This window comes from Microbacterium yannicii PS01 (assembly GCF_000304335.1).
Lineage (GTDB): Bacteria > Actinomycetota > Actinomycetes > Actinomycetales > Microbacteriaceae > Microbacterium > Microbacterium yannicii_A.
Window position 1 is genome coordinate 41,746 of sequence record NZ_CAJF01000024.1, and the last position, 22,569, is coordinate 64,314.

The following is a 22,569-nucleotide window of genomic DNA, read 5'->3' on the forward strand; positions in this document are numbered from 1 at the left end:
GCTCGACGCCCGGAGCTGTTCTCCGTCTCGAAGCGACCACCATGCCCGATCAAGGGTAGCGTTTTCTCATGGTCAACTATCGGTACCTCGGAAACAGCGGTCTCAAAGTCAGCGAGATCACCTACGGCAACTGGGTCACGCACGGGTCGCAGGTCGACGACTCCGCCGCCATCGCCACGGTTCAGGCGGCGCTCGACGCCGGCATCACGACCTTCGACACCGCGGACGTCTACGCCAATACCGCCGCCGAAGAGGTGCTCGGCAAGGCACTCGCCGGCCAGCGTCGCGAGTCGCTCGAGATCTTCACGAAGGTCTACTGGCCCACCGGGCCCAAGGGACCGAACGACACCGGCCTCAGCCGCAAGCACATCCTCGAGTCGATCAACGGGTCGCTCCGGCGCCTGGGCACCGACTACGTCGATCTCTACCAGGCGCACCGATACGACTACGAGACGCCGATCGAGGAGACCTTTCAGGCGTTCGCCGACGTCGTACGCCAGGGCAAGGCGCTGTACATCGGCGTCTCGGAGTGGACCGCCGAGCAACTGCGCGAGGGCCACGCGCTCGCCAAGAGCTACGGCGTCCAGCTGATCTCCAACCAGCCGCAGTACTCGATGCTCTGGCGAGTGATCGAAGGCAAGGTCGTGCCCGCCTCGGAAGAGCTCGGCATCTCGCAGATCGTGTGGTCGCCGATGGCGCAGGGAGTGCTCAGCGGCAAGTACCTGCCGGGCCAGCCCCTGCCCGAGGGGTCGCGCGCCACCGACGAGAAGAGCGGCGCCGGCTTCATCAAGAGCTTCCTCCGCGACGAGGTGCTCGAGGCCGTCCAGCGCCTCAAGCCCATCGCCGCCGACGCCGGCCTCTCGATGCCGCAGCTCGCCATCGCGTGGGTGCTGCAGAACAAGAACGTGGCTGCGGCGCTGGTGGGCGCATCGCGTCCCGAGCAGCTCGCCGACACGGTCAAGGCCTCGGGCGTCGTGCTCGACGCCGACACGATGGCCGCGATCGATACGGCGCTGGCCGGCGCGGTGAACGACGACGCCGAAGACACCTACACGGTCTCGCCGAAGACCCGGGTGGTCTGACGTCCGTGGCGACCACGAGCGCCGGCATCCTGCTCTACCGGCTCGATCCCGAGCCCGAAGTGCTCATCGCACACATGGGCGGGCCGTACTGGGCGGCGAAGGATGCCGGCGCGTGGTCGATCCCCAAGGGCGAGTTCGCCGAAGGGGAGGAGCCGGCGCTGGATGCCGCGCGCCGAGAGTTCCGCGAGGAGCTCGGCATCGATGCGCCCGACGCCGCATACGCCGAGCTCGGCACGTTCGCGTACTCGTCGGGCAAGCGCGTGACGGTCTTCGTCGCCGACGGCGCCGGCCTGTCGCTCGACGACCTCGAGTTCGGCGAGTTCGACCTGGAATGGCCGCCGCGGTCGGGCAAGACGGCGTCGTTCCCTGAAGTGGACCGAGTCGACTGGATGCCGCTGCCTGAGGCCCGCGACAAGCTCGTGAAGGGGCAGCGCCCGGCGATCGATGCGCTGCAAGAACAGCTCGCCGCCGCCGGCGGCTGAACAGGGATCACGCCGCCGAGCCGTCGGCCGCCGGCCCTCTTGTGGGCCGCGTGACGGGGCCGCCAGACTGACCGGGTCGGAATCGGCACGAGAGGACAGCAGCATGGCCCACGGCGACATCACCCACATCGACATCCCCGTCACCGACTTCGAGAAGGCCAAGGCCTTCTACTCCCGGCTCTTCGGCTGGAGCATCGCCGAGATGCCCGGCTACGAGGGCTATCCCATGTGGCAGGCGCCCAACAAGATCTCTGGCGGCGGGCTCGCCCCGCGCGACGACCGCTTCACCCAGCCGCGCTCGTACGTGGAGGTCGACTCGATCGACGACACGATCGCCGCGGCTCGCGAGGCGGGCGCAACGGTGCTGATGGAGAAGGGCGAGATCTCGCCGACGAGCTGGTGGGCGATCATCTCCGACCCCGACGGCAACGTCATCGGCCTCTACGAGGGCACGACCGAGGGCTGACGACGTACGGATCGGCCGCGTGCAGCCGCGCGGTGACAGGGCAGCGGTGACAGAGCCGCAGCGGTGTGCCGCGGTAGGTCAGCGCCCGTTCTTCGGCCGGGTGGAGACGTCGATGCGATCCTGCGCCCCCAGCGACGACCACGCGCTCGCGACGCCCTTCGCGGCATGCTCGGACGCCCGCACCGCTCGCTCGTCGGCCCACGCGTTCAGGACGTGGCCGGAGTGCCCGCGTACGTGCTCGAGCACCACGTCGGGAAGCCCCGCGGCCCGACGCGCATCACGGGCGACGATGAGCTGCTCGAGCAGGTCGACGTTCTTCGTGGGCGCGCCCGTCGAGGTCTTCCACCCGCGTCGTCGGTGACCGTCCATCCACTTCTCGTAGGTGTCGATCGCGTACTTGGAGTCGGCCTGCACGACGAGATGCGCGATGTCGGCGTGGTCTTCGATGGCCTTCAGCAGCCCCATGAGCTCGCCGATGTTGTTCGTGCCGACGGGGATCGAGCCGGCAGCCCAGTGCCCGTCCTCGCCGACCCACGCCCATCCGGTCGGCCCCGGGTTGCCCTTGCAGGCGCCGTCGGTGGCCACGGTGTACGGGGAAGCGTCAGTCACCTGACGAGGCTACCCGCGCTGCGCCCGCCATTCGTCCGCGAGCTGCGGCATCCGCTCGGTCAGATATCGCAGGAAGTCGGCGACGTCGCGCGCTCGCGCGACCGATACCGGGGCATCCCCGTTCTCGTCCGCGATACGGTCCATCTGCGTCGCCAGCGCGGCATAGAGCGGTGCGTTGGAGGCGATCATCCCGGCCCAGGCGTCGTCGACGAGGTCGTAGCGATCCCGCCGGTCGCCGGGACGCGACAGCCGCTGGATGAGCCGCATCGAGATGAGGTAGCGCACGGCTCCCGACACGGCCGCGGCTGAGACCCCGAGGCGATCGGCGAGCTCGGCGGCGGTGTAGCCCTCGTCGGGTGAGCCGACCAGAGCCATCATCACGCGGGCGGGCATGCGGGCCATGCCGGCCGCCGCGAGCATGGCCGCGGCCTGTTCGGCGGCCTCGACGCCGGGGTGCGCGGTGCCGGGGTGCACGTCGTCCATCGATCCTCCCCGTTCGAACCTACCCGCCCGCCGCGAGTTCCCTGCGACGCATGAGGGCGATGGATGCCGCGCCCCCCGCGATCGCGGCGACCACCAGCCACACCACGCCGTTCTGGTCGATCGCGTCGCCGGCGGGCACGGGGATCGCCGCGAACGGCGACAGGGCGATGATGTCGTCGTCGAGTCCGAAGATGGTCCCGAAGAGCGCCAGACAGGCCGCCACGAGCACGATCGCCCACCCGAGGGGGATCGTCAGCCGTGGCGCGAGTGCGAACACGATCGCGGTGATGACGGTGAAGACCGCGGCCGCGATCGCCTGGCCGGCGCCGACGACGAGTGCGTCGGAGATGAGGGAGGGCTCGCCGCCCGTCGCGGCGAGCGCGACGGCCGCTCCTCCGACGGCGGCCCCCGTGATGACGACGATTCCCACGACGGCCACGACGAGGAATGCCCCGAGCCAGCTGCCGCGCCCCACCGGGGCGCCGAGGGTCGCCTCGGCGGTGCCGTGCGTCTCCTCCTGACGTGCCCGCTGCACCGTCTGCACTCCGAAGCACGCTGCCAGAACGCCCACCATGACGAAGAGCGTCACGATCAGTCCCTGGTCCATCGAGCCTTCAGCCGCGAGTCGGTCGAGGATCGCCTCCACGGCCGGGTTGCCGGAGGCGACCTCCTGCACGACCGAGGCCAGCGAGGTCGAGAGCGCCCCGACGACAGCCGCGCCCAGAGCCCAGGCGATCAATGAGCCCGCGCTCAACCGCCAGACGAGGCCGACCGGACTGGAGAGCAGCGCCGGGGCGTCGGCGCGGGCCCGGCGCGCCGCGAGCACACCGGATCCGACGTCTCGGGCGGCCTGCAGCGCGAGCGACACCGCGACCAGGACGATCGAGAAGACGGCCGCCAGCAGCAGGGGCAGAAGGTCGTCGTCGGAGAAGGGGCGGCTGTTCTCGGCCCACACGAACGGCGACACCCACGCGAGCCCGCTGCTCGTCATCCGGGTCAGTGTGTCGTCCGCCGTCCCGAGGGCATTCCCGACTCCGCCGACGATGAAGGTGGCGACCAGCAGTGAGACCGTGAGGGAGTTCGCCGCCCGAGCGCTGAAGAACAGCTGCGCGGCGAGCAGGCCCACTGTGAGGAAGACCAGTCCGGTCAGCAGGATCGCCGCACCGGTGACGATGCTCCCCGCGGCGGCAAGCCCGCTGACGAGCAGTCCGAGAGCACCCGCAGCCCCGAGCACGGCACATGCGAGGACGCCGTGGACCAGGGTGGCCGCGAACGGCACCCACCGCCCCGCGGGTGTCGCGGCGACGAGCTCGGCCCGTCCCGTCTCCTCTTCGGCACGCGTATGGCGCACCGCGAGGAACGCCGCCATGAGCGCGGCCATCATCGCGAGGAAGGGCAGCACGAGGAAGACGATGAAGGCGCCCTCGTCGGTTCCCGAGGGCAGCCCGCGGAACAGCAGGATGACGGGGTTCGCCACGGCGAGCGACAGCAGCGAGCTGCGCTCCTGCAGCGTTCCGAAGTTCTCGGTCACGCCGACGCTCGAGCCGTACGCGAGCAGCAGCATGGCGAGCGTCCAGACCGTGATCTGAACGGCGTCGCGGCGTGCGCGCAGGCGCAGCAGCGCACCGAATCCGTTCATCGGCCCGTCCCCGAGGACTCCAGCGCCGAGTCGTGCCCGCTGTCGCGCCGGTCCCCTCCGAGCTGGGCGGCGCCGCCGCCGGCAAGCTCGTCTCCTCCGAGTTCATCCCCATAGTGGCGGAGGAAGAGCTCCTCGAGCGAGGGCGGCGCGATGCGCAGCCCGGCGACGTTCCGGCGACCCAGCTCCGGAAGCGCGGACGATACGGCGTCGCTGTCGACGGTGAACCGCACCCGTCCGTCCTCGGCCACGACGTCGTGTGCGCCCGCGATGCCGGCGGCGGCTGCGGCATCCGTCCCTGCGAACGAGACCTCCGTCCGCGTGAGATGACGCAGCTCGGGGAGGGTGCCCGACTCCACGATGCGGCCGGCCCGGATGATCGACACCCGGTCGCACAGCTGCTCGACCTCGGAGAGGATGTGGCTCGAGAGCAGGACGGTCGCGCCCTCCGCGCGGACGCGGGCGACCTCTCGGCGGAACATGACGTCCATCAGCGGGTCGAGTCCGCTCGTCGGCTCGTCGAGGATGTACAGATCGGCCGGAAGGGAGAAGGCAGCGATCAGCGCGACCTTCTGACGGTTGCCCTTCGAGTAGGCGCGGCCCTTCTTGCGCGGGTCGAACTGGAACGCGTGGATCAGGCGCTCCCGTTCGGCCCGGTGAGCCGGATCGTGGCGCCCGGCTCCGCGCAGCCGGGCCATGAGGTCGATCGCCTCGCCGCCCGACAGGTTCGGCCACACGCTGACGTCGCCGGGAACGTACGCGATGCGGCGGTGCAGCGCGACCGCATCGCGCCAGGGGTCGCGGCCGAAGACGGATGCCTCGCCGCCCGTCTTGCGCGCCAGTCCCAGCAGGACGCGGATCGTGGTGGACTTGCCGGCGCCGTTGGGGCCGAGGAAGCCGTGAACCTGCCCCTCGTCGACGGTGAGGTCCAGTCCGTCGAGGGCGTGGACACGCCCATAGTGCTTGGTGAGCTCGCGCGTGAGGATGACGGTGGTCATGATCGCGAGACTACGCGCATTTCATGAATTTGTGAATACTCAGGCAGCAATCGAGCGGTTTGTATACCGGTGGGTTCCACCGATCGCCGCACGGGCGCCGGATCAGCCTTTATGTATACAATGGCTCAGTCGGTGACGAGGAGGTGGAGGGGTGAGAGCCAGCGATCGCGCGTATGCCACCCTCCTCGACGAGATCCAGTCGGGCGTCCTGCGCCCCGGAGCCGTCCTCGGCGAGGTCGAGCAGGCCGCCCGCCTGGGCGTCAGTCGCACGCCGCTCCGCGAAGCGCTGGGGCGTCTGGCCGCCGACGGACTGGTCGCCCAGCAGTCGCCGCGCGTCACGGTGGTCACCGCGATCGACGCCGGCGACATCCGCGAGATCTTCGAGGTGCGCCGCGCGCTCGAAGAGTCGGCGGCCCGCCTCGCCGCCGAGCGAGGGGATGCCGCAGCCTTCGCCGCTCTCGGGCGCGAGTTCGCGATGGTCGAGCTCGACCCCTCGTTCCTCGAGGCCAACGCCCGAGACGGCACATCCGGAACCGGCACGGCAGGCTCGGGTACGGACGCGTACTACGGGCTCATCGGCCGGTTCGACCAGATGCTCGACGCCTCGGTCGCCAACGACTACCTCACAGCCGCCCTGCGCACCGTGCGGACGCACCTGGTCCGGGTGCGGCGCCTTGCCCGCGACAACCCCGGCCGGCTCGCGGCCTCCGTCGCCGAGCACCGGCTGATCGCCGAGGCGATCGGCGCGCGTGACGCCGACCTCGCCGCCCACGCCACGCATGTGCACCTGCACAACGCCCTCACCAACATCCTCGAATCCCTCGACGCTTCGACACGCTCAGCGACCGCTTCCGGACCGGTCCCTGAGCTTGTCGAAGGGCCCCAGAAAGGACGAACATGACCGTCATCCACCACCTTCGCGTGCACCGCAGCGACGAGGACCTCGCGCGGGAGGGTCAGCTCGCCTGGCACATCGCCGAGGTCGCCGCCGACCCGGTCGAGGTCGAGCCCGAGGTCGTCGACATGATCGTCAACCGGGTGATCGACAACGCGGCCGTGGCCGCGGCATCCCTCACCCGTGCTCCGGTGAGCGCGGCCCGTCAGCAGGCCCTCGACCACGCGGTGTCGGTCGGCGGCGCCGGGGCGACGGTCTTCGGGTGTGGGTTGGATCGCCGCACGTCGCCGGAGTGGGCGGCGTGGGCGAACGGGGTCGCGGTGCGCGAGCTGGATTATCACGACACCTTCCTCGCGGCCGACTACTCGCATCCGGGCGACAACATCCCGCCGATCCTCGCCGTGGCTCAGCACGTCGGCTCCGACGGCGCGGCGCTGGTGCGGGGCCTGGCGACGGGGTACGAGATCCAGATCGACCTGGTGCGGGCGATCTGTCTGCACAAGCACAAGATCGACCACGTTGCGCACCTGGGTCCGTCGGCTGCCGCGGGCATCGGCACCCTTCTGGGTCTGCCGGTGGAGACCATCTATCAGGCCGTGGGCCAGGCGCTGCACACGACCACCGCCACGCGGCAGTCGCGCAAGGGTGAGATCTCGACGTGGAAGGCGCACGCGCCGGCGTTCGCGGGGAAGATGGCCGTCGAGGCGGTGGACCGCGCGATGCGCGGCGAGACGTCGCCCAGCCCGATCTACGAGGGCGAGGACGGTGTCATCGCGTGGATGCTGGACGGACCCGACGCCTCGTACGACGTGCCGCTTCCCGCCGCCGGCGAGGCCAAGCGCGGCATCCTCGACTCGTACACGAAGGAGCACTCCGCCGAGTACCAGGCGCAGGCGTGGATCGACCTGGCCCGTCGTCTGGGCGAGGAGCGCCCCGACCTGCGTGACCCGGTGAACATCGAGTCGATCGTGCTGCACACCTCGCACCACACGCACTACGTCATCGGCTCGGGCGCGAACGACCCGCAGAAGTACGACCCGACGGCCTCGCGCGAGACGCTGGACCACTCGATCCCGTACATCTTCGCGGTCGCCCTGCAGGACGGGGGCTGGCACCACGTCGACTCGTACACGCCCGAGCGGGCGGGTCGCGCAGACACCGTGGCGCTGTGGCACAAGGTCACCACCGCCGAGGACGAGGGCTGGACCCGCCGCTACCACTCCGACGACCCGAACGAGAAGGCCTTCGGCGGCCGCGTCGAGATCCGCCTCACCGACGGCTCGGTGCTCGAGGACGAGATCGCCGTCGCCGACGCGCACCCTCTCGGCGCACGGCCCTTCGCTCGCGAGGACTACATCCGCAAGTTCCGCCTCCTCGCAGGGCCCGTGCTCACCGCCGACGAGATCGAGCGGTTCCTCGACCTCGCGCAGCGCCTGCCCGACCTCACGCCCGACGAGGTGCGGCAGCTGACGATCGTCGCCGACTTCGGCGTCCTCGCCGGAGCCCCGGCACCGAAGGGCCTGTTCTGATGCTGTACTCCACGGTGCCGGCGCACGAGAAGCGGCGGCTGCTGCGAGAGCGGCTGTCCAGCGGCGAGCTGCTGCGGTTCCCGGGCGCGTTCAATCCGCTGAGCGCGCGGCTCATCGAGCGCAAGGGCTTCGAGGGCGTCTACATCTCGGGCGCGGTGCTGTCGGCCGACCTGGGCCTGCCCGACATCGGCCTCACGACGCTGACCGAGGTCGCCGCGCGCGGGCAGCAGATCGCGCGGATGACCGACCTCCCGGCGATCATCGACGCCGACACCGGGTTCGGCGAGCCGATGAACGTCGCGCGCACCATCCAGACCCTCGAAGACGCCGGCATCGCCGGTACCCACATCGAGGATCAGATCAACCCCAAGCGGTGCGGGCACCTCGACGGCAAGGCCGTCGTCGACGAAGACACCGCGATCAAGCGCATCCGCGCGGCCGCCGACGCGCGCCGCGATCCGAACTTCCTGATCATGGCGCGCACCGACATCCGCGCGGTGGAGGGGATGGATGCCGCGATCCGGCGCGTGCAGGCGCTCGTCGACGCCGGAGCCGACGCCATCTTCCCCGAGGCGATGCGCACCCTCGATGAGTTCGCGGCCGTCCGAACGGCGGTCGACGTGCCGATCCTGGCGAACATGACCGAGTTCGGGAAGTCGGACCTGTTCAGCGTCGACCAGCTGCAGGGCGTCGGCGTCAACATCGTGATCTGGCCGGTCTCGCTCCTGCGGATCGCGATGGGCGCGGCATCGCATGCGCTCGATACGCTCGTGGACGAAGGGCACCTCACCTCGAAGCTCGGCGAGATGCAGCACCGGGCCGACCTGTACGACCTGATCGACTACGAGCAGTACAACCACTTCGACACCTCGGTGTTCAACTTCACCATCACGAAGGAGTGACATGACCGACCCCGACATCAAGAAGGGCCTCGCGGGCGTCGTCGTGGATTACACGGCGGTCTCGAAGGTCAATCCCGACACGAACTCGCTGCTGTACCGGGGCTATCCCGTGCAGGAGCTCGCCTCGACGCAGCCGTTCGAAGCCGTCGCGTACCTGCTCTGGCACGGCGAGCTGCCGACCGAAGTGCAGCTGCAGCAGCTGCGCGCGACCGAGCGGTCGTACCGGCACCTTCCGGCCGATGTGCGAGCCGCGATCGACCTCGTTCCGCTCGACGCGCACCCGATGGACGAGGTGCGGACCGCGGTCAGCCTGATCGGCGCGCGCGACCTCGCCGGCGCCGGCTCGGTGCTCGACGCGAGCGGCAACCCGGAGGAGAACCTGGCGCGCAGCATCCGCCTCTTCGCGGTTCTCCCCGCCATCGTCGCGTACGGTCAGCGTCGCCGCCGCGGGCAGCAGCCGGTCGCGCCGCGCGATGACCTCGACTACTCGGCCAACTTCCTGTGGATGACCTTCGGCGAGGAGGCCGATGAGGTCGTCGTCGACGCGTTCAACCGCTCGATGGTGCTGTACGCCGAGCACTCGTTCAACGCCTCGACGTTCACGGCGCGCGTGATCGCGTCGACCCTCAGCGACCTGTACTCGGCCGTCGTCGGAGCGATCGGCGCGCTGAAGGGGCCCCTCCACGGCGGCGCCAACGAGGCGGTGCTGCACATCTTCGACGAGATCGGGACGGCTGAGAACGTGGGACCGTGGCTCGACGAGGCGCTTGCCCACAAGCGCAAGATCATGGGCTTCGGGCACCGCGTCTACAAGCGCGGCGACTCGCGCGTGCCCACCATGAAGGCCGCGCTCGACACCCTCGTCGAGCACTATGACCGCCCCGACGTGGCGGCGCTGTACGACGCGCTGGAATCGCAGTTCGTCGAGCGCAAGGGCATCTACCCCAACCTCGACTACCCGTCGGGGCCGGCGTACAACCTGATGGGCTTCGACACGCTCACCTTCACGCCGCTGTTCGTGGCCGCCCGCGTCACCGGCTGGACGGCGCACATCGCCGAGCAGCTCGCCTCCAACGCCCTCATCCGCCCGCTGTCGGAGTACAACGGTCCCGACGAGCGCCACATCGACGGCTATGTTCCGGATGCCGCGACCCTCGAAGCCGCCGAACGCGCGGAGGAGTCGGCCTGATGTCTGCGACCGTGAGGGCATGAGCCTCTGGCACGGCGACGTCTCGGCGGTCGACCTGCCGGCGATGGCGTCGAGAACGCTGATCGAGAGCCTCGGCATCGAGATCGTCGAGGTGCGCGACGACGCGCTGGTGGGACGGATGCCGGTGGACCGGCGCACCGTGCAGCCTGCCGGCGTGCTGCACGGCGGCGCATCGGTCGCCCTCGCCGAGACCCTCGCGTCGTGGGCGGGCTACCTCGCGATCGATCGCGAGCGGTTCCACGTCGTCGGCCAGGAGATCAACGCCAACCACATCCGCCCGATCTCATCGGGCTGGGTGACCGCGACGGTGACGCCGGCGAACATCGGCCGCCGGGCGCACGTGTGGGAGATCCGCATCGTCGACGAGGTGGGCACGCTCGTCTGCATCTCGCGCTGCACGCTCGCCGTGATCGAGCAGCGGAGTACCTACGCCACCCCCGAGACCCGCGGCTGACCGTCACCGTTCTAGGCTCGGAAGCAGGAGGTTGTCATGCGCGAGGCCGTCATCGTCGACGTCGTCCGAACCCCGTCCGGGCGCGGCAAGCCCGGGGGAGCGCTCAGCGAGGTCCATCCCGTCGACCTCGCCGCCGCGGTCCTCACCGGGCTGCTCGAGCGGAACGGACTCGAGTCCCGCCAGATCGACGACGTCCTCATGGGGTGCGTCAGCCAGATCGGCGACCAGGCGATGAACATCGGCCGCCAGGCCGTGCTCGCGGCGGGCTTCGACGAGTCTGTGCCCGCGACCACGATCGACCGCCAGTGCGGATCGAGCCAGCAGGCCGCGCATTTCGCGGCTCAGGGCGTGATCGCCGGGGCGTACGACATCGTCATCGCGGGCGGCGTCGAGTCGATGAGCCGCGTGCCGCTGGGCTCGACGCGCCAGGGCGGTACGCTCGCGCCCGGCCTTTCCGCCCGCTACCCCGACGGCCTGGTCAATCAGGGCGTGTCGGCCGAGCTGATCGCGCACAAGTGGCGGCTGTCGCGGGAACAGCTCGACTCCTTCGCGGCTGAGTCGCATCGACGGGCGGCGGATGCCTGGAGCGCCGGCCGCTTCGATCCGCAGGTCCTCCCGATCCTGCCCCCGGGCGGGGCCGAGGCGGTCGCGATCGACGAGACCGTCCGATCCGGCACGACCGCCGAGGGCCTGGGCGGGCTGAACCCGGCCTTCCGCACCGATGAGCTCGCGGCGCGGTTCCCCGAGCTGGAGTGGCGCATCACCGCGGGCTCTTCGTCGCCGCTCACCGACGCGGCATCCGCCGTTCTCATCATGAGCGCCGAGCGAGCCGAGCAGCTGGGCCTCACCCCCCGCGCTCGGTTCCACTCGTTCGCGGTCGTCGGTGACGACCCGCTCTACATGCTGACCGGACCGATTCCGGCGACGCGGCGCATCCTCGACCGCAGCGGGCTGGGGATCGACGACCTCGACGCCTACGAGGTGAACGAGGCGTTCGCCTCGGTGCCTCTCGCCTGGGCGGCCGAGCTGGGGGCCGACCCTGCGAAGCTGAACCCGTGGGGCGGCGCGATCGCGCTGGGCCACGCGGTCGGCGCGTCGGGCACCCGGCTGCTCGGAACGCTCGTCGCGATCCTCGAGGCCACGGGCGGCCGCTTCGGCCTGCAGACCATGTGCGAGGGCGGCGGCATGGCGAACGCGACGATCATCGAGCGCGTCTGACGGGACCTTCCCGGCGGCGGCCGGTCAGAGCGGGCTGCCGACGCGGAGAAGGTTGCCGTTGCGGTCGACGACGGCGAACTCCCGCATGCCGTAGTCGGTGTCGACAGGCTCCTCGATACGGCTGCCCGTCGCGGCATCGGGAGTCACCGCGTGACGCCACTGCTCGTGAAGGGCCGTGGCGTCGTCGACGTAGAGATAGCACATCGAGGCGGAGCTCAACGGGTCGACCGACGGGTCGCCGACGAAGTGCAGCTCGATGTGGCCGCGTCCGATGATGAGGTAGTCCCAGTCGTCGGGCGGCGTGCCCCGGTTCTCGAAGCCGAGCGCCTCGTAGAAGGCCAGGGTCTCGTTCAGGTCTCGGCTCAGGAGAATCGGTACGGCGTGCTCGGTCACCCGCGCAGGGTACCGGGATCGCTCGCGCGACGGAAGGACGGCCGAAGCGCGCGCGGGTCGGCTCAGAGCGCGCTGAGCAGCTGGGGGCCGAAGACCAGTGCGGCAGCGACCGCGACGCCTGCGACGGCCAGGCCGGCGATCGCCACCACGAGGATGTTGCCCGCGATGGTCAGCAGAATCGCGCCGGTGGGCGAGATCTCGCGGCGGCGGACGACGTGGATCGGCGAGGTCGTTGCGGTCATGCTTCGACGCTACGTATCGCAATCCGCCGAGTCGTCGGCCGTGAGTCTCACCCGGGTCGTCCTTGAGGATGAGATCTCAGAAGTTTCTGACACGAAGTGTCGATCTGCGTCGACGCCGCGCGACGGCCTAGGTGAGGGTGGCGCCGTGCCGCCCGGCACCGGAAGGATCAGACCATGAAGTTCATGATGTTCGTCGTCAACGACGCCCAGCCCGATCAGCCCGCGGACGAGTCCGACGTCGACCTCTGGGTCGACCCGCTCGACGCCGGCGGCAAGCGCGTCATCGGCGAGATCCTCGCGCCGGCCTCCGAGTCGACGGTCGTGAGGGTTCGCGGCGGCAAGGTGCTGACCACGCACGGCCCGTTCGCCGAGACCAGCGAGGTGATCCTGGGGTTCGACATCCTCGAGGTCGCCGACCTCGACGAGGCGATCGAGATCGCGTCGCGGCATCCGATGGCGCGCAACGGGCAGCTCGAGCTGCGCGCCTTCGCACCGTGGGGCGAGCGGGCGTGAACCGAAGAGGGACCGGATGCCGCAGCATCCGGTCCCTCCCTGCGCGCAGCCGATCACCTCAGGGAGGCGCGGCGGCGACGACTACTCGGCGATGACGGCGCGGCCGAGCTGCGCGGGAGCGACCGGCGAATTGGCCTCGAAGTAGCGCACCGTCGCCTCCAGGTCGACCTGACCGGTGTCGGTGCGGTCGGTGGCGTCCTCGAAGGTGAAGAAGTTGTCGCCACCCCCCGGCGAGGAACGAGTTCGTCACGACGGTGAACTCATCGGTCGGTGCTACGGCGACGCCGTTCAGCGACATCGACAGGATGCGCGAGCCGCTCACCGCCGCCGGATCGTAGACGTACGAGAACCCTTCGGAGACACCCAGGTGCAGCTTCGGTCGCGACGAGCCGGCCGGCTGCCACTGCTCCTCGAGCACCGACTTCAGCTGCGTGCCGGTCAGGGTCACGGTCACCAGCGTGTTCGCGAAGGGCTGGACGTTCGCGACGTCGGCGTAGGTCATCGTGCCGTCGGTGCCGTAGAGCAGGTCGGCGCGCAGGCCGCCGGGATTCATGAGTCCGATCTGCGCGGGAGTGCCTGCGTAGTCCTCGTTCGACGCCGCCCACAGGTAGACGTCTGCGACGAGGTTGCCGAGCGTGGACTCGATGCCGCGGTCGGAGCCCGCCGTTCCGCCCCGGACGATGTCGGCCGTGATGGCACCCACCTCGACCGCGCCCTCGACCGCCGCGACGGCCTTGGCCTCGTCGACGATCGCCTTGACGGCGGCGTCCTCGGGGTACAGCGCGGTCGCCGGTGTACCCGCCGCAGGGTCCGCCGGCTTGACCAGCGGGACCAGCCCGCCGGTGACCGAGACGAGTCGCTTCGACTCGCTCTCGACGCGGATGTCGAGCTTGCCGAGGGTCGTGCCGTACTGGTGAGCCTGGATGACGGTGCGCTCGGCGTCCGTTCCGTCGACCGGCACCTGGCACGAGTACGACTGGTGCGTGTGACCTGAGACGATCGCGTCGATCTCAGCCGAGGCGCCCCTGATGAGCTCGCCGTAGGCGGTCTCATCGGCGGTGACCGCCGTGCAGTCGCCCGTCTCCGACCCCTCGTGCGTGAGCAGCACGATGACATCGGCCAGGTCCTGGTCCTCCAGCTCGGCGGCGACGCGATTGGCCGCCTCGAGCTGGTCGCCGAACTCGATGTCGGCGATGCCCGTGGGGCTGACCATCGTGGCGGTCTGCTGGGTCACCGTCCCGATGAAGCCGATGCGCACACCGTCGACCTCTTCGATCGCGTACTCCGGGAGCGCCGGGGTATCGGTGCCCCTCAGGTACACGTTCGCGCCGAGGCCGAAGGTGGTGTCGCCGAAGCGGGGCAGCACGCGGTCGGTGAGGTCGGCGAAGCCGGCATCGAATTCGTGGTTGCCGACGGCGCTCAGGTCGAGGCCGGCCGCCACCAGCGCGTCGATCGTCGGCTCGTCCTGCTGGATGAACGACGTGAACGTCGACGCGCCGATGTTGTCGCCCGCAGACACGAACAGCGTGTTGGGGTTCTCGGCCTCGAACGCGTCGACGGCGCTCGCGAGGACCGCGGCTCCCGCCTCGCCGTTTCCGAGGTTCTGCTCGATCCGACCGTGGAAGTCGTTGATCGTGAGCACCTGGACGTCGGTGGTCGGGACGACTTCGGCGATCTCGAACAGCGTGGTCGTTCCCGACACCTCGTTGCCGACGGCCAGAAGCGGCGTCCCGGTGGTCGACTCCTCGGCCGGGATGAACGCGATGCCCTCGGGCCCGAGATCACCGGCCGCGGCGAGGTCGCCGCCGTCCTCGACCGAGACCGAGAAGTCGCGGTTGTTGACATAGGTCACGAACGACGACGACGCCGGCTCGGTGACGTCGTACACCGCGATCCCGCCGACCCGCTCGAATCCGACGAACGCGTAGGTGCGACCCGCGACCTCGCCCAGCTCCACGGTCTCGGGCTCGGGCCCCTTGTCGTCGCTGCGGCCCTCGAAGTTCGACTCGCTGTGATTGGAGTTCACGAAGTCGGGGATCGCAGCCGCGGTGATCTCTTCGAACTCCGAGCCCGAATCGAAGACGCGCTCGCCGTCGGTCGTCCAGATCGAGAACGAACGTCCGCCGAAGGCGTGCAGCTCGCTGTAGCAGCCCGCCTCGGCGTCGAAGCCGTCTTCGATCGTCACGTTCAGCCGCCCGAGGTCGGCGACGCCGAGCGCGCCGGCGAGGGGGCTCGTGGCGCACACCGGTCCTTGGCCGTCCTCCGCGAGGTCCTTGACGCGTGAGGCTTCGACGTAGTCGCCCCATTCACGGGCGTCGCCCTCGTTCGCAGTGACGAGATAGGTCTCGCCTCCCGCTGTGTACGACTGGATGGCGTCGGGCATGTAGAGGCCCTTGAGCCCCTGATAGGTGCGCAGCGCGTGCACATCGTCGCGGTCGCTCGGGTCGAGCGCATTCTCGGCGGCGCCGAGATCCTTGGCGCCCAGTGGCAGGATCTCACGAACCGTGGCGCTGGACAGCTGCACGACGGCGACGGCGTTCGCCTCCTGCAGCGACACGTACGCGGTCTTCCCGTCGATCGTGATGTACTCCGGCTCGAGGTTGCGGCTGACGGGGTGGTCGTCGCCGTGCGGCTGTGGGCCGAAGACGCGCACGCCTTCCGGCAGTCGGTCCTCGATGCGGGGGGCCAGCGCCGCCACGAGGGCAGCCAGCGCCTTCTTGGCCTGGGCGTTCAGCAACGGCGAGTTCGCGAACCGCTCGATGAGGCCGACGAGCCCGGTGGCGAGGGAGGGAAGCTTCTTCGCCTCGAACGCGTGGAAGTCGGCGGTGCTCACCGCCTTCTGCTTCGGCGCCGCGACCTTCTTCGGCAGCGTCACGATGCTGATCGAGCCCTCGGGGTCGACGGAGAAGTCATCCGCCGGCTCGCCCTCGTTGGCGATGACCGCGTACTTCCCGTCCGGCGAGACGGTCACCATGTCGGGCAGCGCGCCGACCGTGACGGTTCCGAGGACCGCGGATGCAGCATCCTGCGCCTCCGCGTCGAAGAAGAGCAGATGGCCGGGGTCGGTCTTGACCTCGGCCTCGAACGCGACGATGCCGAGCCCGTCCGCACGCACCGTCACCGAGTTGGCGACGCCGGCGGAGGTGAGCGCGAACTCCTCCGACATGGCCGCGGGATCGCTGTAGTCGAGCACGCTCACCGAGCCGGCCTGGGCGTTCACGACGAACAGACGCTCACCGTGGGCGGCGACGATCTCGGCGGCGCCTTCGTCGAAGGCGCCGGTCTCGAACGTGCCGATCGGCGCGAGCGAGAGCGTCGCGTCGTCGGCGGAGTGCATGATCGGGTCGGTCACGATCGCCGCGCCGGCGGTCGTGACCGGTGCGAGCGCGAGTGTGCTGGTTACGGCGAGGGCCGCAGTGATGGCGACAGCGCGGGAAGCGTGCCGTGAGTGAGTGAGCGAAGGCATCGGAGTCCTCGGGTCGGGTGAGCGCGATCAGCGCCCCTCCGTCCTACTGGGCGGGAGTGGCCGCACGGTGAACAGACGACGAACGCGGCTGCTTCCTGGTCGTCCTAGAAGATAGAAGGACGTCCATGTAAACTGGTCAGTGTGCCGACGAGGGCACGATCGCGTTGATCAGGATGCGCCCACCAGAGGCATTCCGATCGCTGAAGGAGCAACGGTGCCTACGACCATGACGCCCACCGCAGTCCCGAGCACGCTGACCGCCGAGGAGCGTGAGGCGATCCTCGAGGCCGTCCGCGAGTTCGCCGAGACGCAGCTCGCGCCGCACGCGCTCGAGTGGGATGCCGCTTCTCACTTCCCCCGCGAGACGATCCACCGCGCCGGCGAGCTCGGTCTGGGCGGCGTGTACGTCCGCGAGGACGTCGGGGGAGCGGCCCTGTCGCGCTCGGACGCCGCCCTCATCTTCGAGGAGCTCGCCAAGGGCGACCCCGCGATCGCCGCCTACATCTCGATCCACAACATGGTCGCCTGGATGATCGACAGCTACGGCACCGATGCTCAGCGGCAGGAATGGGTCACCCGACTGGCCGCGATGGAGGGCTTCGGCAGCTACTGCCTCACCGAGCCGGGGGCGGGGTCGGATGCCGCGGCCATCACCACGAGCGCCATCCGGTCTGCTGACGAGCATGGTGGCGACGAGTTCGTGCTGACGGGAGTCAAGCAGTTCATCTCGGGTGCGGGCGAGGCATCCGTCTACATCGTCATGGCTCGCACCGGAGAACCGGGGGCCCGTGGGATCACCGCGTTCCTCGTTCCGGACGGGACGCCGGGACTGTCCTTCGGCCCGCTCGAGCACAAGATGGGCTGGAACGCGCAGCCCACCCGTCAGGTGATCCTCGACGAGGTGCGCGTGCCCGCATCCAGCATTCTGGGTGCCGAGGGCGAGGGCTTCAAGATCGCGATGTCGGCGCTCGACGGCGGGCGGCTGAACATCGCGGCGTGCTCCCTGGGCGGCGCGCAGTGGGCGCTGGACCGCGCCGTCCGCTACGTGCACGAGAGGTTCACGTTCGGCGAGCCGCTGGCCGAGAGGCAGAGCGTCGTCTTCACGCTCGCCGACATGGCGACCGAGCTGCGTGCCGCGCGCGCGCTCGTCAGGGATGCCGCCGCCGCCCTCGACGCCAAGAAGGCCGGGGCCGATGTGCCCGACGCCGCCATGCAGTGCGCGATGGCCAAGCGCTTCGCGACCGATGCCGGGTTCCGGGTCGCGAACGAGGCGCTGCAGCTGCACGGCGGATACGGGTACCTTCACGACTACGGGATCGAGAAGGTGGTGCGCGATCTGCGCGTCCATCAGATCCTGGAGGGCACCAACGAGATCATGCGCGTCATCATCGGCCGGCAGCTGCTGGCCGGCTGACGCGACGGCTCACACGAGGGACGACGGACAAGGACGTTCGCAGATGAGGATCGCATTCCTGGGCCTGGGACACATGGGCCTGCCGATGGCGAAGAATCTGGCCGCAGCCGGGCACCAGGTGACGGGGTACGACGTGTTCCCCGCCGCGGTCGACGCGGGGCGGGAGGCGGGCCTCGCGACGGCGGAGTCGGGCACGGCAGCCGTGCGGCCCGCGGGCGCATCGGGCGGCGCCCAGGTCGTCATCACGATGTTCCAGACCGGGCGGCAGGTGCTCGACGCCTATCGCGGTGCCGACGCGGGCGAAGGACTGCTCGCGGTCGCCGAGCCGGGCACGCTGTTCATCGACTGCTCGACGATCTCGGTCGACGACGCCCGTGAGGCGCACGCGCTCGCCGAGGCGGCGGGGCATCGCTCGCTGGACGCCCCGGTCTCGGGCGGTGTGGTCGGCGCCGAGAACGCGACGCTGGCGTTCATGGTGGGCGGGTCGGAAGAGGACTTCGCGGCCGCGCGGCCGTTCCTCGAGGCCATGGGCCGGCGGGTCGTGCACTGCGGCGGCGCCGGACTCGGCCAGGCCGCGAAGGTCTGCAACAACATGATCCTCGCCGTGTCGCAGATCGCGGTCGCTGAGGCGTTCGTGCTGGGGGAGAGGCTCGGGCTGTCGCATCAGGCGCTGTTCGACGTCGCCTCGAACGCGTCGGGGCAGTGCTGGGCGCTCACGACGAACTGTCCCGTGCCCGGCCCGGTGCCCACGAGTCCCGCCAACCGCGACTATCAGCCCGGCTTCGCCGGAGCACTGATGAGCAAAGACCTGGGGCTGGCCGAGCACGCCGTCACCGCCACGGGCGTCGACGCCCGGATGGGCATGCTCGCGCGGGAGCTCTACGCCCGCTACGCCGACGGTCCTGGCGCCGGACAGGACTTCTCGGGCATCATCAACACGATCCGCGACCAGAGCGCGCGGGCCGGAGAGGGCGACCGATGACCGAGTACGAGACGATCCTCGTCGAGACTCGCGGGCGGGTGGGCTGGATCACCCTCAACCGTCCCGAAGCGCTCAACGCGCTCAACACCCAGGTCATGCACGAGGTCGTGGTCGCGGCATCCGCTTTCGACGCCGATGACCGGATCGGCGCGATCGTGCTGACCGGCTCCGAGCGGGCGTTCGCGGCCGGCGCCGACATCAAGGAGATGGCCGACAAGTCCGGTCTCGACATGCTGATGGGCGACCACTTCGGAGGCTGGGCACGGTTCGCCGAGATCCGGACGCCCGTCATCGCCGCCGTCGCCGGGTATGCACTGGGCGGCGGGTGCGAGCTGGCGATGATGTGCGACATCATCCTCGCCGCTGACACCGCGACCTTCGGCCAGCCCGAGATCAACCTCGGCGTCATCCCGGGCATGGGCGGTTCGCAGCGCCTCATCCGCGCGGTCGGGTACTACAAGGCCGCCGACCTCATCCTCACCGGACGGACGATGGATGCCGCGGAAGCCGAGCGCTCCGGCCTCGTCTCGCGCGTCGTACCGGCCGCCGAGCTGCTCGACGAGGCGCACAAGACCGCCGAGGCGATCGCGGCCAAGTCGCTGCCATCCCTGTACGCCGCCAAGGCGACGCTCGATGCGGCGATGGAGACGTCGCTGTCGGAGGGCCTGCGCCTGGAGCGCCACGTGTTCGCGTCGCTCTTCGACACCGCCGACCAGAAGGAGGGCATGGCCGCCTTCCGTGAGAAGCGGGCCCCGCGATTCGAGAACCGCTGAAGGTGTCAGAGGGGATCGGGCTGGGGCTTCGGGTCGGTGAAGTCCCCGGCGTCCTTGCGCAGGCGCGCGATGATGCGAACGAGCTCCGTCGTGTCGTCCTCGGCGAGGCCCGGCTGCTCGAAGACCTCGGCGTTCAGCGCGCGCGTCGCATCCTCGACGAGGGTTCTGCCCGCATCGGTCAGCACGAGCATCGCGGCGCGTCCGTCGGCAGGGTGCGGTTCGCGAGAGACGAGCCCGTCGCGGGCCAGGCGGTCGACGGTGTTCGTGACGCTGGTCGGATGCACCTGCAGTCGTGCGATGGCGCTGGCCATCGGCATCCGTCCCTCGCGGGTGAAGCCCAGCAGCCGCAGCATCTCGTACCGCGCGAAGGAGAGTCCGAAGGGCTTGAGCGACGCGTCGATCCGCGCGAAGAGCAGCTGCTGCGCGCGGATGATCGAGGTGACGGCGGTCATGCCGGCGGCCGCGGACTCCCAGCCGTGCTCGATCCACTGGCGCTTGGCCTCGGCGATCGGATCGACCGGAAGACGCCTGGTTGCTGCCACCGTGAACCTCCTGCGACCACCGTACCGGCAGGCCGTTGCGGAGGGCGCCAATGTATACACACGGCCGCCCGGCGGCCGCCGCCGCGGACTGTTTCGGCCGATTCGGTACACAGCGGGCCGCGCTCTAGACTCGTGCGCAGCGTGAGGAGATCGTCATGAAGATCGTCGTCCTGGTCAAGGAAGTCCCGGATACGTACGGGGATCGCAAGCTGTCGCTCGAGACGGGTCTTGCCGATCGCGCGGCGAGCGAGACGGTCCTCGACGAGATCGGTGAGCGCGCGCTGGAAGTGGCGCTGTCGCACGCCGACAAGACGCCCGGGACCGAGGTCGTGGTGCTGTCGATGACGCCGGCATCGGCGTCGGCGACGGTGCGCAAGGGTCTGGCGATGGGCGCCGGCTCGGCGGTGCAGGTCGTCGACGACGCGCTGCTCGGTGCCGACATGGGGCTGACCGCCGAGGTGCTGGCCGCCGCGCTGCAGCGTGTCGGGTTCGATCTGGTGATAGCCGGCAATCAGTCCACGGACGGATCGGGCGGCGTCGTGCCGGTGATGGTGGCCGAGCTGCTGGACGTGCCGTCTGCGACCTTCCTCAACTCGGTCGAGATCGGCGAGACGTCGGTGTCGGGCGTACGCGCGTCGGACGGCGCGACGGCGCAGGTGTCGGCCGAGCTGCCGGCGGTGATCTCGATCACCGAAGCGCTGCCCGATGCCCGGTTCCCCAACTTCAAGGGCATCATGGCGGCGAAGAAGAAGCCGTTCGAGACGGTGTCGCTCGAGGACCTCGGCATCGACGCCCACGACCCGAACGCTTCGCGCTCGATCGTGATCAGCCTGAGCGAGAAGCCGGCGCGCGCCGCGGGCGTGAAGATCGTCGACGAGGGCGACGCCGGCGAGAAGCTCGCCGAGTTCCTCATCCAGAACCGGCTCGTGTGAGGCAGGACCATGACTTTCGCTGAAGATCCGATCCTCGTCCTGCTCGACACCGCCCCCTCGGGCGGCCTGGCGAAGTCCGCCGCCGAGGTGCTGGGCGCCGCGGCCCAGGTGGGCACGCCGGTCGCGCTGGTGATCGGCGACGCCGCATTGGCGACGGATGCCGCGGCCCTCGGCGCGGCGTCGGTGCTGGTCGCCGCTCCCGGTGAGGGCCTCACGGTTCCGGTCGTGGATGCGCTGGCCGCGGCGGCCGATCTCGTCCGGCCGGACGCGATCCTGGCCTCCCACTCGATCGAGGGTCGCGAAGCGGCGGGCCGCTACGCCGCGCGCTCGCGCTCGGGCATCGCCGTCGACGTCGTGGGCGTCTCGCGCGACGCCGAGGGCGTTGTGGCGCACCACTCGGTGTACGGCGGGGCCTACAACGTCGACTCCGCCGTGACGTGGGGGGCGCCGGTGATCACCGTCCGTCAGGGCGCTGTCGAGGCGAGGGCCGAAGCGGTCGCCTCGCCCGAGGTCGAGACGCTCGAGGTGCGCGCGTCGGGACGCAAGGCCGCCACTGTGTCGTCGGTCGATGCGGCCGTCGTGGCGTCGTCGCGGCCGGAGCTGCGTGGTGCGGTGAAGGTCGTCTCGGGCGGCCGTGGTCTCGGCTCGGGCGAGAAGTTCGCGCTCGTGGAGCAGCTGGCCGACGCCCTCGGCGCGGCGGTGGGCGCATCGCGCGCCGCGGTCGACGCCGGCTACGTGCCGCAGACCTACCAGGTCGGTCAGACCGGTGTCTCCGTCTCGCCCCAGCTGTATGTCGCGCTCGGCATCTCGGGGGCGATCCAGCACAAGGCCGGCATGCAGACCGCCAAGACGATCGTCGCCATCAACAAGGACGGCGACGCCCCGATCTTCGAGATCGCGGACTTCGGCGTCGTGGGCGACCTGTTCACCGTGGTGCCGCAGCTTATCGCAGCCCTCGAAGCGAAGAAGGCATAGGGCCGCAGTGGCGACGTTCCCCTCCTCCGTGCGCCGCGGCTTGCCCCGCGTCGCGGGTGGCGAACCGTGGCCCCCCGCCGGCGCCACTCCCGCCGCCGAGGCCCCGGTCGCTGAGCCCGCGGTCGCCGAGCTCACGGTCGCTGAGCCTGTCGAAGCGTCGCCTGCATCCCCGGTCGCTGAGCCTGTCGAAGCGTCGCCCGCTTCCTCGGTCGCTGAGCCTGTCGAAGCGTCGCCTGCATCCCCGGTCGCTGAGCCTGTCGAAGCGTCGCCCGCTTCCTCGGTCGCTGAGCCTGTCGAAGCGTCGCCTGCATCCCCGGTCGCTGAGCCTGTCGAAGCGTCGCCCGCTTCCTCGGTCGCTGAGCCTGTCGAAGCG

At 70.2% G+C, this 22,569-nt stretch carries 23 protein-coding genes; 15 read left to right on the forward strand and 8 right to left on the reverse strand.

The features are described from left to right. Positions 1-68: 68 nt before the first annotated feature. From WYM_RS13650 to WYM_RS13660, 3 genes are all read left to right on the forward strand, one after another. Positions 69-1,082, forward strand: coding sequence for an aldo/keto reductase family protein (locus tag WYM_RS13650; protein WP_019181407.1), 1,014 nt, complete (start codon positions 69-71; stop codon positions 1,080-1,082). Between the two features lie 5 nt (positions 1,083-1,087). Beyond that, entirely contained in the window at positions 1,088-1,564 is a 477-nt protein-coding gene (locus WYM_RS13655) for an NUDIX domain-containing protein (protein WP_019181408.1), read from the forward strand. A gap of 103 nt (positions 1,565-1,667) precedes the next feature. Next, on the forward strand, positions 1,668-2,030 hold the full coding sequence (locus WYM_RS13660; RefSeq protein ID WP_019181409.1) for a VOC family protein: 363 nt from the start codon (positions 1,668-1,670) through the stop codon (positions 2,028-2,030). A 78-nt stretch (positions 2,031-2,108) separates the two neighbouring features. Here WYM_RS13660 and WYM_RS13665 read toward each other — a convergent pair whose 3' ends face one another. From WYM_RS13665 to WYM_RS13680, 4 genes are read right to left on the reverse strand one after another with little or no spacing between them, the layout of a single operon-like run. After that, positions 2,109-2,639, reverse strand: a complete 531-nt coding sequence (locus WYM_RS13665) for a ribonuclease H family protein (protein WP_019181410.1) — start codon at positions 2,637-2,639, stop codon at positions 2,109-2,111. 9 nt (positions 2,640-2,648) lie between these two features. Further along, positions 2,649-3,122, reverse strand: coding sequence for a GbsR/MarR family transcriptional regulator (locus WYM_RS13670; protein ID WP_019181411.1), 474 nt, complete (start codon positions 3,120-3,122; stop codon positions 2,649-2,651). 19 nt (positions 3,123-3,141) lie between these two features. Continuing rightward, positions 3,142-4,761, reverse strand: a complete 1,620-nt coding sequence (locus tag WYM_RS13675) for a hypothetical protein (RefSeq protein ID WP_019181412.1) — start codon at positions 4,759-4,761, stop codon at positions 3,142-3,144. Further along, positions 4,758-5,756, reverse strand: coding sequence for an ABC transporter ATP-binding protein (locus tag WYM_RS13680; protein ID WP_019181413.1), 999 nt, complete (start codon positions 5,754-5,756; stop codon positions 4,758-4,760). Before WYM_RS13680 ends, WYM_RS13675 begins: the two co-directional genes overlap by 4 nt. Positions 5,757-5,907: 151 nt before the next feature. On the opposite strand from WYM_RS13680, the gene WYM_RS13685 reads away from it, so the two are divergent. The 6 genes from WYM_RS13685 to WYM_RS13710 are packed head-to-tail and all read left to right on the forward strand — an operon-like array spanning position 5,908 to position 11,964. Beyond that, on the forward strand, positions 5,908-6,657 hold the full coding sequence (locus WYM_RS13685) for a GntR family transcriptional regulator (RefSeq protein ID WP_019181414.1): 750 nt from the start codon (positions 5,908-5,910) through the stop codon (positions 6,655-6,657). Beyond that, positions 6,654-8,180, forward strand: coding sequence for an MmgE/PrpD family protein (locus tag WYM_RS13690; RefSeq protein WP_019181415.1), 1,527 nt, complete (start codon positions 6,654-6,656; stop codon positions 8,178-8,180). The genes WYM_RS13685 and WYM_RS13690 overlap by 4 nt, the downstream gene beginning before the upstream one ends. Continuing rightward, entirely contained in the window at positions 8,180-9,082 is a 903-nt protein-coding gene (gene prpB / locus WYM_RS13695) for a methylisocitrate lyase (protein WP_019181416.1), read from the forward strand. The genes WYM_RS13690 and prpB overlap by 1 nt, the downstream gene beginning before the upstream one ends. A 1-nt stretch (position 9,083) precedes the next feature. After that, positions 9,084-10,271 (forward strand): bifunctional 2-methylcitrate synthase/citrate synthase, encoded by a 1,188-nt coding sequence (locus WYM_RS13700; RefSeq protein ID WP_019181417.1) that lies wholly within the window; start codon positions 9,084-9,086, stop codon positions 10,269-10,271. A gap of 19 nt (positions 10,272-10,290) precedes the next feature. Then, on the forward strand, positions 10,291-10,746 hold the full coding sequence (locus tag WYM_RS13705; RefSeq protein WP_019181418.1) for a hotdog fold thioesterase: 456 nt from the start codon (positions 10,291-10,293) through the stop codon (positions 10,744-10,746). Between the two features lie 36 nt (positions 10,747-10,782). After that, positions 10,783-11,964, forward strand: coding sequence for a thiolase family protein (locus WYM_RS13710; RefSeq protein WP_019181419.1), 1,182 nt, complete (start codon positions 10,783-10,785; stop codon positions 11,962-11,964). A 24-nt stretch (positions 11,965-11,988) separates the two neighbouring features. On the opposite strand, the gene WYM_RS13715 is transcribed toward WYM_RS13710, so the two are convergent. Together WYM_RS13715 and WYM_RS13720 are read right to left on the reverse strand one after the other, a co-directional pair. Continuing rightward, on the reverse strand, positions 11,989-12,357 hold the full coding sequence (locus tag WYM_RS13715; RefSeq protein WP_019181420.1) for a bleomycin resistance protein: 369 nt from the start codon (positions 12,355-12,357) through the stop codon (positions 11,989-11,991). Between the two features lie 62 nt (positions 12,358-12,419). Next, on the reverse strand, positions 12,420-12,599 hold the full coding sequence (locus WYM_RS13720; protein WP_019181421.1) for a hypothetical protein: 180 nt from the start codon (positions 12,597-12,599) through the stop codon (positions 12,420-12,422). A 174-nt stretch (positions 12,600-12,773) separates the two neighbouring features. Between WYM_RS13720 and WYM_RS13725 the strand changes: the two genes are divergently transcribed. Continuing rightward, complete coding sequence (locus WYM_RS13725) at positions 12,774-13,112, forward strand: YciI family protein (RefSeq protein WP_019181422.1); 339 nt, start codon at positions 12,774-12,776, stop codon at positions 13,110-13,112. A 58-nt stretch (positions 13,113-13,170) separates the two neighbouring features. Here the strand turns inward: WYM_RS13725 and WYM_RS22265 are convergent, their stop codons facing one another. Then, complete coding sequence (locus WYM_RS22265) at positions 13,171-16,578, reverse strand: choice-of-anchor I family protein (RefSeq protein ID WP_019181423.1); 3,408 nt, start codon at positions 16,576-16,578, stop codon at positions 13,171-13,173. A gap of 226 nt (positions 16,579-16,804) precedes the next feature. On the opposite strand from WYM_RS22265, the gene WYM_RS13735 reads away from it, so the two are divergent. The 3 genes from WYM_RS13735 to WYM_RS13745 are packed head-to-tail and all read left to right on the forward strand — an operon-like array spanning position 16,805 to position 19,747. After that, on the forward strand, positions 16,805-17,992 hold the full coding sequence (locus WYM_RS13735) for an acyl-CoA dehydrogenase family protein (RefSeq protein ID WP_019181424.1): 1,188 nt from the start codon (positions 16,805-16,807) through the stop codon (positions 17,990-17,992). A gap of 43 nt (positions 17,993-18,035) precedes the next feature. Continuing rightward, positions 18,036-18,974 carry a 3-hydroxyisobutyrate dehydrogenase gene (gene mmsB, locus WYM_RS13740; protein ID WP_019181425.1) on the forward strand — a complete coding sequence of 313 codons (939 nt, stop codon included), beginning with the start codon at positions 18,036-18,038 and terminating at the stop codon, positions 18,972-18,974. Beyond that, positions 18,971-19,747, forward strand: a complete 777-nt coding sequence (locus WYM_RS13745) for an enoyl-CoA hydratase (protein WP_019181426.1) — start codon at positions 18,971-18,973, stop codon at positions 19,745-19,747. The genes mmsB and WYM_RS13745 overlap by 4 nt, the downstream gene beginning before the upstream one ends. 5 nt (positions 19,748-19,752) lie before the next feature. Here WYM_RS13745 and WYM_RS13750 read toward each other — a convergent pair whose 3' ends face one another. Next, positions 19,753-20,289, reverse strand: a complete 537-nt coding sequence (locus WYM_RS13750) for a MarR family winged helix-turn-helix transcriptional regulator (protein WP_019181427.1) — start codon at positions 20,287-20,289, stop codon at positions 19,753-19,755. 155 nt (positions 20,290-20,444) lie between these two features. Between WYM_RS13750 and WYM_RS13755 the strand changes: the two genes are divergently transcribed. Further along, on the forward strand, positions 20,445-21,221 hold the full coding sequence (locus tag WYM_RS13755; RefSeq protein ID WP_019181428.1) for an electron transfer flavoprotein subunit beta/FixA family protein: 777 nt from the start codon (positions 20,445-20,447) through the stop codon (positions 21,219-21,221). A gap of 9 nt (positions 21,222-21,230) precedes the next feature. Then, positions 21,231-22,196 carry an electron transfer flavoprotein subunit alpha/FixB family protein gene (locus tag WYM_RS13760; protein ID WP_019181429.1) on the forward strand — a complete coding sequence of 322 codons (966 nt, stop codon included), beginning with the start codon at positions 21,231-21,233 and terminating at the stop codon, positions 22,194-22,196. The last annotated feature ends 373 nt before the right edge of the window (positions 22,197-22,569 follow it).